This window comes from Dyadobacter koreensis (genome assembly GCF_900108855.1).
Lineage (GTDB): Bacteria > Bacteroidota > Bacteroidia > Cytophagales > Spirosomataceae > Dyadobacter > Dyadobacter koreensis.
The window spans coordinates 333563-347888 of the sequence record NZ_FNXY01000008.1 but is presented as its reverse complement, the minus strand read 5'-3'; the positions used below and the strand labels follow the sequence as shown (position 1 = coordinate 347888).

9 protein-coding genes are annotated in these 14326 nt (G+C 41.4%); 1 reads left to right on the top strand and 8 read right to left on the bottom strand.

Annotation, left to right across the window (positions count from 1 at the left end; translation table 11 throughout):
- Positions 1 to 19: 19 nt before the first annotated feature.
- The 4 genes from BMY70_RS24845 to BMY70_RS24830 all read right to left on the bottom strand — a co-directional run bounded on the left by BMY70_RS24845 (position 20) and on the right by BMY70_RS24830 (position 7508).
- Entirely contained in the window at positions 20 to 1909 is a 1890-nt protein-coding gene (locus BMY70_RS24845) for a RagB/SusD family nutrient uptake outer membrane protein (protein ID WP_090339625.1), read from the bottom strand.
- Positions 1910 to 1926: 17 nt separating this feature from the next.
- Positions 1927 to 5397 carry a TonB-dependent receptor gene (locus BMY70_RS24840; protein ID WP_229209767.1) on the bottom strand — a complete coding sequence of 1157 codons (3471 nt, stop codon included), beginning with the start codon at positions 5395 to 5397 and terminating at the stop codon, positions 1927 to 1929.
- A 249-nt stretch (positions 5398 to 5646) separates the two neighbouring features.
- Positions 5647 to 6795 (bottom strand): FecR family protein, encoded by a 1149-nt coding sequence (locus BMY70_RS24835; RefSeq protein ID WP_090339621.1) that lies wholly within the window; start codon positions 6793 to 6795, stop codon positions 5647 to 5649.
- Positions 6796 to 6890: 95 nt separating this feature from the next.
- Entirely contained in the window at positions 6891 to 7508 is a 618-nt protein-coding gene (locus BMY70_RS24830) for an RNA polymerase sigma factor (protein WP_229209766.1), read from the bottom strand.
- A 434-nt stretch (positions 7509 to 7942) separates the two neighbouring features.
- Between BMY70_RS24830 and BMY70_RS31725 the strand changes: the two genes are divergently transcribed.
- Positions 7943 to 8134, top strand: coding sequence for a PIN domain-containing protein (locus BMY70_RS31725; protein WP_374754725.1), 192 nt, complete (start codon positions 7943 to 7945; stop codon positions 8132 to 8134).
- Positions 8135 to 8283: 149 nt separating this feature from the next.
- Here BMY70_RS31725 and BMY70_RS24820 read toward each other — a convergent pair whose 3' ends face one another.
- The 4 genes from BMY70_RS24820 to BMY70_RS24805 all read right to left on the bottom strand — a co-directional run bounded on the left by BMY70_RS24820 (position 8284) and on the right by BMY70_RS24805 (position 14302).
- Positions 8284 to 9732 carry a Gfo/Idh/MocA family protein gene (locus BMY70_RS24820; protein WP_090339853.1) on the bottom strand — a complete coding sequence of 483 codons (1449 nt, stop codon included), beginning with the start codon at positions 9730 to 9732 and terminating at the stop codon, positions 8284 to 8286.
- 154 nt (positions 9733 to 9886) lie between these two features.
- Positions 9887 to 10960: an aminotransferase class V-fold PLP-dependent enzyme gene (locus BMY70_RS24815; protein WP_090339615.1), complete on the bottom strand. Its 1074-nt coding sequence runs from the start codon at positions 10958 to 10960 to the stop codon at positions 9887 to 9889.
- 163 nt (positions 10961 to 11123) lie between these two features.
- Positions 11124 to 13028 (bottom strand): phosphoglycerate dehydrogenase, encoded by a 1905-nt coding sequence (serA, locus tag BMY70_RS24810; protein ID WP_090339613.1) that lies wholly within the window; start codon positions 13026 to 13028, stop codon positions 11124 to 11126.
- A gap of 287 nt (positions 13029 to 13315) precedes the next feature.
- Positions 13316 to 14302: a YheT family hydrolase gene (locus tag BMY70_RS24805; protein ID WP_090339611.1), complete on the bottom strand. Its 987-nt coding sequence runs from the start codon at positions 14300 to 14302 to the stop codon at positions 13316 to 13318.
- Positions 14303 to 14326: the final 24 nt, after the last annotated feature.

Here is a 14326-nt window from a genome sequence, read left to right as displayed (position 1 = left end):
ATCGTTTGAAATTGATGATCTAATGATTAGGATTTCTTACAATCCTGGGATTGTTATTAATGATATCATCAGCGATGTAGGAATAATAATTACCCAGCTGGAAACGGTCAGCTCCGGTGACCCGGCTTAACTTTGTTACCTTATAAATCCATTTCCCATTGTTCGCAGAGCCCGGATCATAAATTTTATAGGACCACAACCCCCACGGCTGCGTATTTCTCTTCGTAGCCTTCCCAAGATCTGTTGACAACTCACTGGCAGAAATAACATTTCCATCCATGATCAAATGAGCAATTCTCCACCGCTTCATGTCGTACAGATAATGTCCTTCAAATGCCAGCTCTACACGGCGTTCATGCACGATACGGTCAAATGAGATTTCGGAAGCTGTAAGCGGAGTTAGCAGCCCTGCCCTTGCCCGGACCTGATTCATATACAAAGCTGCGTCAGCCAGGTTTCCAAGCTCAAAAGCAGCCTCTGCAGCATTCAGAAGTACCTCTGCATAACGGTAACGCACAAACCAGACTTCGCTCTGAACACCGCGCTGCCCCGACCCTACAACAGGGTCAAGATATTTTCGGATATAAAATCCGCTTTGGGCTGTAAATTCAAAACCATCAATCGGCCCGTCAAATCCGACTACTTGTTCCGGTACCGTTTTGCCTGGCAATGTTTTTTGCCCACCACGATCGTCGCCGCTGATTATGCTTCCGTTTGCCAGTTGAAAACCTGCCCAGATGTCAACAGGCCGCCCTTTGAAAGATGTACCTGGCAACAACACTGTTCCACCCAGACGAGCATCACGACCGGCAAAAATATCAACCTGATTCGTATAATAAATCGGCGCTCCTGAACTATTAACTGTCGGTATTGGCGCAAAAGTATTATCCAGTTTTTCGAATGCTTCTACAAAATTAAGTGATGGATTGATACGCCCTCCTTCCTCTTCCTCAGCTCCGTACCTAGGCTGATTCGAAATCGTGAACCCATGTACTTTTCCACTTTTCAACTTAAAATCATCAGCAAAAATGACTTCTGAATTGTTCGATTTATCATAGAAAATACTTGCAAAGTTTTCCGACAAATCAGGCTTTTTTGTGTAGAGAGCATATGCACCAGCACTTCCGCTGATGATTTCCCTGGCTGCGGCAAGTGCTTTGGTATAGTAACCTGTTGCTAATGTGGCAGGTATACCAACCTCTCCGCCAGTCAACGCCACCTGCGGCGTGTTAACCCCATATTTTGCAATGGAACCCGCATATAGTGCAGCGCGAGCCTGCATAGCTAACACAGCAGCTTTTGTCACTCTGGATTTTTCACCTGCATTGACGGGAAGTTTAGTTTTTATTTCTTCAGCCTCTTTGATAACGAAATCATAAATCTCGGATTCTTTCGCTCTTGGACGACGCAAATAACTGGGATCTCCACTAAAATCATAAGTTAGCGGTTCCAGAATTAATGGAACTCCGCCCATGCGTTTAACAAGTTCAAAATAGTAGGAGGCCCGTAAAAAACGTGCTTCCGCTAGAAAAAGGTCCTTAACATCTGCGTTTAATTTGTCAGCTGCTGTACATTTTTCGATGAACAGGTTGATATCCCGGATGTATCCATAGTCCCAGGTGCCCCAGTTGCTCACTCCCCATCCGTTATTTTGAAATTCTCCATAACTACCTGCATTCGAGAAAAAAGCCTCATTAAATCCAGCAAGCGAAGCCCAGTCTTTAACCGAGGCGATGTCATAATAGCGGTTATATAAATTCCCGATTAGTGACAAAACCTGACCTTCGTCTGTCCAAACCTGATCATCCGAAAGAAGGCTTGTCGGCGGACGATTAAGAAATTTATCGTCATTACAACCCACACTTAGTGTAAGCATAACTGTCAGTATGCTATAAAATATTCTTTTCATTGTCAGTTCTGATATTTTTATATTGACAAACTAATACCAACGTTAACAAACTTATTCTGAGGGTATTGCAGACCATTCCCATCGGCAATTTCAGGATCAATCCCGAACTCCTTCATATTATCAATCGAGAAGAGATTATATCCGTTGATATACACTCGTGCACGTTGAATTTTCAGTTTTTCCAACACCGATTTTGGTAGTGAATAACCTATTTCAAGGGTTCTGGCCCGGATATACTTTACATTATGCAGCCAGAAAGTTGAATTTCTGTTGTAGTTGCTATGGCCACCATTGTTGTAGCGTAAAGCAGGATATTTACCAGGAATCCATTCGCTGTTCAGGTCAAAAGGATCTTTGCGATGCCATCTGTCCAGGAACATTTTATTTAGAGCACCATCATTCTGGTAGGCCCATCTTTGCTCGTAATCCTGGTTCCAGGAATAAAGTCCACCGCCGGAAAAATCCGCATTAACCGAAAACCCCTTCCAGGTTGCAGACAAATTCAAACCAAAATTGATATTGGGCTGTCCGGCAACTGTATAACCGATTGGCCTGCTGTCTGCATCTGTGATCACATTATCTCCGTTGACATCTTTATAAATTAAGTCTCCCGGAAGTAACGTCCTGTTCCCCTGGCCATCAATACTAACCGGATATTCATTGATCTGCTGCTGCGACTGAAACTGACCAATTGCCTCCAATCCCCAGAAAATATCTTTATAGCGACCCTCCCCCGAGTTTCTGTATTGGTCAAGCGAGTTGTTAAAGATCGGTTTGTATGATGAAACGAATTTACTTCTTGAAAATGAGAAGTTTCCCCCGATCGAATAATTTATATCCCCGGATTTCCCATTATAAGATAACGCGCCTTCCCAGCCTCTTTGGGAATCACTGTTAACGTTTTCATCAGGAAGGTTGTACCCTAATTCACTTGGTACCAGAATGTCGTATTTACGCCCTCGAAGGCCGGTTCTCAATCTCTTGAAATAATCGAAAGATCCCGATAATTTTGTCCCAAAAAATGAGAAGTCTGCTCCAACGTCAGTGATCTTGCTTTTGAACCATGATATGTTATTAATTATCTGGCCTTTATTGACAGATGTCACGACTGCATTTCCGCTTAAAATAGCATTTCCCTGGTTGTAATTGTAACCTGGCAAATAGTCATACGGCCCGATCCCGATATCGTCATCACCAAGTACCCCATAGGAAGCTCTCACTTTAAGATCATCCAGGAAGCTATGATCTCCGATCAGATTCTTGATAAAACCTTCCTCTGTCAGTCTCCATCCGGCAGAAGCGGACGGAAAATAACCGACGCGTCTGTCCGGAGCAAATTTCCAGGAAGCATCACGACGAGCAGAAAATTCAACATAATATTTTCCGCCATAATCGTAAGTCAACCTACCGATATACCCTATACGAGCTTCCTGATCATCCCTGTCTGAATAGGTATCCATATTGGCAAAGTACATCAGCGGCAGCACATTTGTCGATGGTACCGAATGTACCCATTGCTCCTGATCTCTCTGTTCCTGACGTTCGGCAACAAAGGTTGCGCCGATATTATTTTTGCCAAAAGTATTGTTGTAGTTCAATTGTCCCTGGTAAACATTACGCATTATTTTTCGCGTCCGTCTTTCTCTCCATGGATTTGTACTGCCGCCAGTGACTTTGTAACTATCGTCGGTCGGGTTGTAGGTATATGCTTTGTAAGTATACTCATGACCATTTAAAACCTGATCAGCAATGTAATAAGAATACATACCTTTGGCGACCAAGCCTTTGATACCCGGTATTTTATACTCAGCATTCATATTACTCTGCAAAACACGCCAGATATTGGTTTGATAACCACCTAGCTTTTTGTTGTTGTAGGCCCAGTTGGTTTCATTATGTTTGATGTCATTGAGATAGTTCGGGTTGTCATTTGCATAGGGACGTTCGAACGGGCGGTTTCTCAGAATGGCGAAACGTGGCAGCCAGTAGTCGTCACCGCCAGGAATACCCGGGTTGTCCCTTGTTTCGATACGGCCGTTAATTTGTACACCGATTTTAAGATTGTCCGTAATTTTCGCGTCTACGTTACTCTGAATATTATTTCTTTGAAAAGTAAATTCACGGCCTAGAACCGAATTCTGGAACATACGTGACGCGGAAATATAATAAGTAATTTTATCGGAGCCGCCGGTCATATTTAAATTAACAGAGTAAAGCGGTGAATTCTTTTTGACAATAAAATCTTTCCAGTTGAAGGATTGATAACCCATTTCCGTACCTGCTTTATACTTTTCAAGCTCATCCTGCGTGATAGCGGTCTTACCATACTGGTTCATTTCCGCTTCGGCTTTGCCCAGCATCCACTGGTACGAATCGTTCACTACATCCGGGAAGCGCGACCAGTTTTGCCAGCCTGTATATGCGTCGAGATTCACGGTATTTTTTGTACCGTTTTTACCTCTTTTTGTGGTAACAACAACCACGCCATTTGCTGCACGTACTCCATAAATGGCCGCAGACGCATCTTTTAACACGGTAATGCTTTCAATATCATTTGGGGAAATATTATTAAACTGGCCTGCATCCTGCTGGATACCATCGATCACAAATAAAGGGTTACCCATATTACGGATCTGTATGTTGGCGCTTCCGCCCGGGCGTCCGTCAGCCATCCGAAAGGTCACTCCCGGAATTTTGCCAGCTAAACCTGAACTTACCGTTGAACCTCCGTGCACTCGTTCCAGATCTTTGCTGGTTACAGTCGAAATTGCACCAGTCAGAGACTCTTTCTTTTGCGTACCATAACCAACGACAACCACTTCTTCAAGCGCCTTGTCATCCACTTTAAGAGTAATATTTACAACACTTTGATTCACCAATGGCACTTCCTGAGACAGATAACCAACAAAAGAAAAAATCAGTATCGCAGTATCGTCAAATACTTTTAGCGTATATTTTCCATTCTCATCGGTACTGGTTCCGATCTGTGTTCCTTTAACAACAATACTTACGCCCGGCAAACCTGAGCCAGTATCGTCCGATACAGTGCCGGAAATAGTTTTGTCTACGACTTCCGACTCAGAACTCGCAATTGGATTTTCTGTTAAGCCGGACAACTTTTCCGCTTTTACAGGTTTGATTACAATCAGGTCACCACTGACTTTATAAGTAAGTTGTAACGGAACCAACAATTCATTCAGGGCGTCAGAAAGCGTTTGGTTACGGACTTTTAGCGAAACCTTCCGCTGCGATTGTATTATTTTAGAACTAAAAACAAACTTTGCATTGATCTGTTTTTCAAGTTGATTCAATACTTTTTTAATATCCTGTTGTTCAATGCTCAGAGTTACCTTCTGATTCAGTGCAGATTGCGCACTGGTTTCATATGCCAGGGAAACACCCACAAACATGCAGGCTAAAAAACATTGAATGACTGTTATACGCATGAGTGTAAAAAGTAAGTCATCAATCGGTCGATTTTTTTTCATATTTTTGATCAGATTTGTTGGTTAACGAGATTTATTCAACATAATCCTCCCCTGTAGTCCATTTTTAGAAATGGACAGATTTTGCCTGCGAAGCGAATTTTTCGGGGGAGTAATCTGAGATCAGTCGTGCGTCAACATGACTGATCTTTTTCCTTCAGTAATCTTCTATGCCATAGATAAATGTTAGGTTTAACAAGCGTGGATGATATAAGTCGCATCCCGGTAATCCAACTTATATTTTCCCTTTAACTATTTACATCCTTGTCCTGTAATAGTTACAAGGTTGTCTTTAATTTCAAACTCTGCGTCTAAGGCATTGCAAATGACCGACAGCTTTTCATAAATCGGCTGACCAACCAGGGTTGCATTCAGCGGACAGCTTCCCATCTGTTCCCTATTATAAAAAATCCTGATATTATAAGCTTTTTCCAATGCGAGAAAAACCTCTGAAACAGGCGTTTCATCGAACATAAACGATTGGCTGGAAATATCATTTTCCTGTTTCTTCTCATCCACACCTACGACTGTTTTCGTCAATTTTCCATCTTCACGTGAGAAAGTGATTTTTTCAGTAGGGTTAATAATAAAACCTTTTAGCTCTGTTGAATTTATCCTATTTTCACTAGTTTGGGAATCATCCAATGAAAAAACAGAAACCTTACCGGTTGTCACCTCTACTTTTATATCCCGACCGTTTTCCGGCGCATCTATCAGAAAACTGGTACCCAGAACTTTCGTTGCCAGGCCGAATGTGTATACCAGAAAAGGTTTCTCAGGATTTTTTACGATCTCGAAAAATGCCCTGCCTTTTAAGGTCACTTCCCGCGTTTTTGCATTGATTGTATTAACATAACTCAGGCTGCTTTCTGGCTGCAAAACCACAGAACTCCCGTCAGGTAGTAATACCAGCATAGGTTTATCTGTATCGTTATTTTTTTCAATCAATTTTTCGATAGATCGCTCATTTGCATACAAACTGAACTGATCACTATGCCCGGGCTGATTTGTGTAATACCAATAACTGAAAGATGCCATTCCCGCAATAAGCGCCGCCGACGCTGCGATACGTACCCACCGCCAGCCTGATATTACGTTTCCGGGCTCAGGCTCCGTATCCTCTTCGTTTTCTTCCTGCTCTTCCACCAGTTCGCCACGCAAATGTTTTTCAACTGCTTTCCACATCTTTTCGCTTTGCTCAGATGTCGGCTGTGCTTTTCCGGTATCTTCTCCCATGAAAATGATGTAACGTCTGGCAGATTCGACGGTTTGCTTTTTCTTCGGATGTTGTTGAAGAAATTGCCGCCAGCGGGCTTCATTCATTTCATCGGGCTGTCTGACCCAGGCAATAAAGTCATCGTTCCGGATCAGTTCCGTCAGCGAGTAAGGGTCATGCTTCATAGTGGACAGAATTCAGTCTATTGCTCTTTCAAATATAAAGAGTGACGAATTTTGAAAATGACCTCTTTAAAATGTAATTATTTTAGAAAAAAATTTTACAAAATAACTAACAAGCAGAAAATCAAGACTGAAATCAGAAAATTCTGTGGAGATTGGCGGAAGGAAGTGATGGCTTTATAGATAAGGTTGCGGACGGATTTTTCATTGATACCCATAATCCCCGCAATTTCTTCTACGCTGAAATCCTCGAAATATCGCAGGGTAATTACTTCCAGCTGTCTTTCCGGAAGTTGTGAAAGCATTTCCTTTACTTTTCGCGAAATCATTGAATTCGACTCGCTTTGGATCAGCATTGTTTCAGAATTAGAGTAAGTCGAAGGAATTTCCTGATCCGGCAGCATCGTTAATTCTTCAGTGACAGGAAACTTGTCAGAGGCGACGTGAATCCTTCTGCGAAGTGCACGGTAAAGATAAAATTTTACAGAAGTGACGTTTTCAGTAAGATTTGCCCGGAGACGCCAGACATCGATAAATACTTCCTGGACTGCATCTTCGACAATCGCTGAATTACCCGACAACTTACTCCCATAATTATACAAGGTCCGGTGATAGCGTTCAAAAAGTCTGGTATAAGCCTGCTCATTTCCATACCGGATACCCGACCAGAGTTGCTGGTCCGTTGGCTCCAAGATGAAGGTATCCGAAGTTATCACTGCGTGGCTGTTTTTCTAAGAAAGCATAAAGCTAATTATTTATACTTAAAATCATATTTCAATGGTAAAATTAAATAATTCATATCAATAACATTAATTAGAATTTAGTTTGAAAAAGGGACACATTTTGGAATCGATTGGAAAACTGTATCTGTTAACAAATTATTTCAGAACCAATTTTTGTATATTTTTTAGAACCGTAAACAATTGATTTTCTTATGGAGAGGATAGTATTTGAAGTTGACGACGACACCGCAAAAAAAAATGGCATTATACCAATCCCAAAATTAAACAGCGTATTGAAAAAGAAGTAGATCAACTATTGAAGGTGATTCTTGAAAAAGAGGAAGACACACTATGGCCGTTATTAAAAAAAATAAGATTAGAAGCAGAACAGAAGGGTTTCAATGACGAAATATTAGAACAAATACTGAATGATGGGTAATTTTGTATTTGATACTAACACACTCATCAGTACAGCATTATCTCCATTTTCAAAAAATGCCGAAGCAATTATAAAAGCTGAAAGTTTAGGAATAATTGTATATTCTGAAAACACATTGGAAGAATTTCAAAATGTACTCTTTAGACCAAAGTTTGATAGGTATTTCTCTGTTTCCTCTTAGAAGATATTTCCGGTGATTCCGATTTACTTTCTCTTAACCAATTCCGAAACATACCAATTATTAACGCATCCGGATTCCTTGAAAGTTTAAACTTTATTAATCCGGAAAACCTCAGTAACTGAGACTTTCCGGAACAAAATATCTATTCTTCACAGTACCAATTCCCAGCCTTCGCGGTATTCTCTTTTCACAAACTGATTAGCCAGATCATAATTTGTAACTTTCATATTCGCTGCGTCCCATTCCAGTTTTTTTCGGCCATTGTATTTGTCTACGGTTTTCAAAGCTGTTGGATTGTCTCTCAACATCCAGCTTCTAAGTGCCAGATTCCCGATCAGAATACTCTCTGTAAAAGGTCCCGCATATTCGAACGGCGAGCTCGTTTCACCTTTTCCATATCCGGCGATGCAGGCGTCCACCCAGTTCAGATAATGATCCTCATTCGGCACTCGTTTAATCGTCTCTTTTACTTTCAAATTTTCGTTTTTCTTCAACGGCAATAATCTCGGATTTGCTCCGTAGCAATCTGCCATCAATTTCCCTTTTTTACCGATAAAAAGAACTCCTCCATCTGAGTTTCCGAACATTTCTCCCGGTTGTAATTCCGAGGGAAGCTCCGGCAAAATACCGCCATCATACCAGCTCACTTTGATATTTCCTTTTCCGTCATTTCTTGGATAATCAAGGTGAATGGAAGTTGAAAAAGGTGTCCAGTCCGGATTATTATCTTTTTCCCGCAATGTAAAAGTCCAGGTGTTGGCAACGCTGCATTCGACCGAAACAGGATACAAAATCGGCAGAATTCTGTAAACCGGGTCCATAATATGACAGGCCATATCTCCAAGCGCTCCTGTTCCATACGGCCACCAGCCCCGCCAGTTCCATGGTAGATATGCTTTGTTATAACCGACTTTCGGCGAAGGCCCAAGCCACAGATCAAAGTCAAGCTCTTTGGGGATCGGGTCAACATTATCGGTCGGAACTGCTTGCGGCCAAACCGGCCTGTTTGTCCAGCAGATAACCCGATCGACTTTTCCAATTACACCAGAATCATATATTTCTTTCATCCGGCGTACGCCATTTCCTGAACCGCCCTGATTTCCCATCTGGGTGATTACCTTATATTTTTTCGCAGCCTGACCTAAAATCCGGGCTTCATAAATATCATGTGTCAGAGGTTTTTGCGTGTAAACATGTTTGCCCATCTGCATCGCAGCTAGCGTCGCCACCGCATGCGTATTATCCGGTGTGGAAATCGAAACAGCGTCTATACTTTTGTCTTCCTTTTTCAGCATATCCCGGAAATCCTTATAGTATTTGGCGTTGGGGAAATTTGTTCTGGAAGCAACCGCCTGACGGTCATCAACGTCACAGAGCGCGACAATATTCACATTCGGACTTTTGGCGAAATTTGCCAGATCACTTTTTCCTTTTCCACCGACACCGATTCCGGCGATATTCAGTTTGTCGCTGGGAGCAACAAAACCTTTTCCCAGAACATGCCTTGGTACAATAAAAAATGCAGATGCTGCCAATGAAGATGTTTTAATAAATTCCCGCCGAGAAGAGTCTTCAGGTGTTTTTTGCTGATCTTTCATCATGTAAAAATTAAAGGTTCGGTTAAGAAAAGTACGTAATGACCTTTTGTATACTCTTTATCAAAGAAATAGTACCATTTGCTTATGTTAACAATAAATAAAAAGGCACGAAACCAATATCAGATTTCGTGCCTGCAACTATTTTTTCAGTTTTTTAAAGTGCCTTCAACGCGTGAAGTAAAGACTGGATTTGTTCAAGAGATGTCGCCGGGAAATTTGCAATCCGTAATTGTGACGCCTTATATTTACCATAGCCGCTGCCGATAACCATTCCCTTTTCTTTAATGGCTTTGATAATATCAGCCGACGGAGCTTCGGTATTAGCAACCACGACGGTTTGTGAACGATATTTTTTCTCAGTAACAAACGGAGAAAATCCGCTGGTGCTTTCGATGAACTTATAAATAAGATCTGCTTTCTGCTCTGTTTCCTTACGCATTGCTTTAACGCCGATCCTATTAAAATCTTCAGCTACTTTTCCTAACAAGTAAATACCCATAACGTTTGGCGTCGCCGGAGTTTCGTTATTTAAAGCATTTTTCCAAAGTGTAGGCAAATCGTTGTGCGCGCCGATCGAATATTGGTTACGGATATATTCTGCTTTTTGAAGACATTTTTCATTTACAATCCAGACACCCAGACCAGCCGGAAGACCAAATGCTTTCTGAACTGAAAAGAAAGCAGTATCAATCAGATTAAAATCCAGTTCAGGATAAGGCGCAGACGAAACAATATCAACAGCAATAAATTTGTCCGGATATTTCTGCTTCAGTTTGTGAATTTCAGAAACAGGCATTTGAACACCTGAACTTGTCTCATTATGCGTCGTGGCAATCAATTCTGCGTATTCCGGCACAATAACCTCCGAAGCACTGAAACCCTCTCCCATAGGTTTTTCCTGCAAATGTGCGTATTTGCAAAGACCCTGAGAATAATCGTGGAATTTCTTTGAAAAAGAACCATTCACTAGGTGAAAACTTTCCAGTTCTACACAACTGAACAATATCCGCTCCCACGCTTCTGATGCCGAGCCAAGGAAAAGAACCTGGTGCGTTTCCGGAACATTCAACAGCGTACGAACCTGCTGAACTGTAAATTTATGCAGATCACGATATTGCTGACTGCGATGCGAAATTGAACCCAACTGCTCGCTTACGAAAGTCTGCAAATGTTTTTCAAATGTCGGATAAAGCTGTGCAGGGCCCGGCGTAAAAAAGGTTAATGACATTTTTATATAGCTATAAGTGGGGACAATGAATCTTGAAGGCGCTGTCTGGGATGTTCATTTGTGGTCAAGTGTCGTCAGGGATTGTCAATTATCGCCATGTGCTGACTATAAATGACAATTCCTGACTATTTCCTGACAACAATTGACAATCCCTGGCACTTTACTAGTACAACATTCTGAAACGAATCGTACCTTCTACTTCTTTTACTTCCTGGATAAATTCCTCTGTATATCCTTTTGCAATATCAACGATCACATAACCGATTTTTTCGCTTGTTTTCAGGTACTGGCCGGTGATGTTAATGTTATTTTTAGCAAATATATTGTTCAGTTTCGCTAAAACCCCCGGTACGTTTGCATGAATATGCAGCAAACGGTGAGAATCTTTCAGTTTTGGCAACTGCACCTCAGGGAAATTAACGCTTCCGTAAGAGCTGCCATTGTTCATGAATTCCAATAATTTGGAAGGAACGAAATGACCGATATTTTCCTGCGCTTCTTCTGTACTTCCACCGATATGAGGAGTAAGAATTACATTTGGCAAACCACGTAGCGCGCTTTCGAAAGATTCGTCATTTGTTTTTGGCTCTTTCGGGAAAACATCCACACTGGCACCGGCAACTTTTCCGCTTTTTACAGCATCCGCCAGCGCTTCAATATCGACAACATGTCCACGGGAAAGGTTCATAAAAATAACACCGTCTTTCATCAGATCGAACTCACGTTTCCCAATCAGATTTGTATTTTCCTTACGGCCATCCACGTGCATACTGATCACATCGGCGATCGATAGAAGTTCTTCCAAAGAATTCACTTTACGTGCATTTCCTAGAGAAAGTTTTTCGATACCATCATAGAAATATACTTCCATTCCCAGAGCCTCGGCTACCACAGAAAGCTGGGTTCCGATACTTCCGTAACCTACCATACCTAGTTTTTTCCCACGAACTTCAAAACTTCCGTTCGCAGATTTATCCCAGATCCCCTGGTGCATTTGATTACTTTTTGTAACAATGTTACGGATAAGTACGATCATTTCACCAATGGCAAGTTCTACAACAGAACGTGTGTTGCTGTAAGGCGCATTGAAAACAGCAATTCCGCGTTCAGCAGCCGCTTCCAGATCAATCTGGTTTGTTCCAATACAGAAAGCACCGATCGCCATCAGGCGATTTGCATTTTCAAGAACACGTTTGGTAATATTGGTTTTTGAACGGATACCAATAATTGATACATCCTTGATACGCTCGCAAAGCTCGTCTTCGTCAAGCGCACCCTTTACAAATTCAACGTTAAAACCTTGTTCCTCAAAAGCACGTAAAGCTACCGGGTGAACATTTTCTAATAGAAGAACTTTGATTCTGCTTTTAGGATATGACTGGCTTCTGCTTAATTTATTGTCATATAAAAAATCATCGAAAGAAGTAGCGATATGGTCGGCCACAGCAACAACTTTCGGACGCTCAACATTTTCTGTAAACGCATAGAAACGGTTTGCAAAACCTGCCTCTTTTATCTGATAATCGGTATATCCGTCACCAATTGCGTAGACATCGCCTTCAAGTTTCAACGAAGAAAGTAATTTAATTTTGCCTCCATCAGTGGACAGCACATTTTCTTCATCAATCCCTATGATATTTCCTGCTTCATCAAAACGAAATTCATTCGCATAAACATGATCAGCACGAAGACCAAATTCAGTAACAACAGGAACAATAAATTCTTTAAATCCGCTTGAAACAATAAAGATATAGTCGGCGTTCTCTGTCAAAAACTGTTTGTTGCGCTTGAAAGAATCCGAGACCTTCGTTTTCAAAAAAGAAATCAGTTCTTCAATGTTGGCACGGCTAGCCTTCAAAAGATCAATACGCTGGCGAAGTCCTTCTGCAAAAGACATCTCGCCGTTCATTCCCTTATTCGTCAGGTCAACAATTTCCTGAACAATTTTTTCGCGTTGCGGATGCCCGGTTAAAGCAATGGCAGCCAGTTCGTCAAGTCCTTCTACTTTCGTAAATGTACTATCGAAATCGATAATGATATGCGGGGGATTGAGTGTTAATGTCGGCATGAAGCGGGAGATAACTGAATAAGTATCAAATTAAAATGTTAACGATCAGACGGTATATTTTGGTTGCATTCCCAATTTTTGCACAAAATTACGAATCTGTTTTCTATGACCCTAAAAAAAAGTGCGTCTGACGCTTTTTAATATTTTTTACAATGTATTTTCATTTATAAAAAACTGAAAAATGTATTTGAAAACACAGTACAAATATCGTAATAAAAAGTCTTTTAAGGACTATAAACCGATCAGTTTATAAACCTGAAACCGGCATATAATCAATTCAATGACAATTAATTATAGGCAAGAAATTTCAAAGCGCGGGATTCTGACCAATAGGCACCGTCAACGGAAACAGCAGGCCGAAAACCGCAGTGCCCCCCGGACGAAGTTATTTCCAGAAACACCTGGTCAAGTTTTTCAATTGTTTCTATCGGCAGGCTTGCCACTGGAACAATCGGATCGTTTGCCGCATTTACGATCAACGTTGGAATAGCAATACCCTTTACAAAAAACATTGAGCTGCAAGATTCATAATAATGATCAGCGCTATGAAATCCGTGTAGCGGCGCCGTAAAAAGATGATCGAAATCATACAAGGTATTAACGAATTTGAAATCACCAGCATTGATATCCATAGGAAAATGGATGGCTTTCCGGTCCACTTTGGGCTTTAGGGTTTTTAAAAACCGGGATTGATAAATTCTATTTTCCGGTCTGATTATCGCCAGGCTACATGCTTTCAAATTCATTGGCACACTGAATACAACCGATTTTTTAATTTTTTTATCAATAGAATCACCTCGTTCTCCGAGATATTTAAGCGTAAGGTTACCGCCCAGACTAAAGCCTAAAAGCTGAATATCTTCGTATCCTTTAAGTATTGCTTGTTTAACGACCATATCCAGATCCTCCGTGGCGCCGCTATGATAAAACCTGGCCGTATTGTTCATTTCCCCGCCACAGCTCCGGAAGTTCCAGGCCAGACAGTCATAACCGTGTGCATTCAACAGCCGGACCATACCTAATATATATTGCCGCGAACTGTCGCCTTCAAGTCCATGCGAGAGAATAACAAGTTTCTTATTTATCTGTCCAGCTATTTTTCCTTCTGAAAGGGACCAATCCAGATCGAGAAAGTCCAGATCCGGGGTTACGATTCGCTCGCGCTGGTATTTGACTTCCTTAATTATTCTAAAAAGTGCGGGATATATGGTTTGCAAATGTCCATTAGGAAGCCAGAATGGAGGATTATGGGAATTATTTTTTAAAACAGGCATGTACTTCACGGATAGCTTAACATG

What these genes read in the sequence shown, in the direction of transcription:
- BMY70_RS24845 (WP_090339625.1), bottom strand. Translation starts at nt 1,909, where the DNA reads ATGAAAAGAATATTTTATAGCATACTGACAGTTATGCTTACACTAAGT.
- BMY70_RS24840 (WP_229209767.1), bottom strand. Translation starts at nt 5,397, where the DNA reads ATGAAAAAAAATCGACCGATTGATGACTTACTTTTTACACTCATGCGT.
- BMY70_RS24835 (WP_090339621.1), bottom strand. Translation starts at nt 6,795, where the DNA reads ATGAAGCATGACCCTTACTCGCTGACGGAACTGATCCGGAACGATGAC.
- BMY70_RS31725 (WP_374754725.1), top strand. Translation starts at nt 7,943, where the DNA reads ATGATGGGTAATTTTGTATTTGATACTAACACACTCATCAGTACAGCA.
- BMY70_RS24820 (WP_090339853.1), bottom strand. Translation starts at nt 9,732, where the DNA reads ATGAAAGATCAGCAAAAAACACCTGAAGACTCTTCTCGGCGGGAATTT.
- BMY70_RS24815 (WP_090339615.1), bottom strand. Translation starts at nt 10,960, where the DNA reads ATGTCATTAACCTTTTTTACGCCGGGCCCTGCACAGCTTTATCCGACA.
- serA (WP_090339613.1), bottom strand. Translation starts at nt 13,028, where the DNA reads ATGCCGACATTAACACTCAATCCCCCGCATATCATTATCGATTTCGAT.
- BMY70_RS24805 (WP_090339611.1), bottom strand. Translation starts at nt 14,302, where the DNA reads ATGCCTGTTTTAAAAAATAATTCCCATAATCCTCCATTCTGGCTTCCT.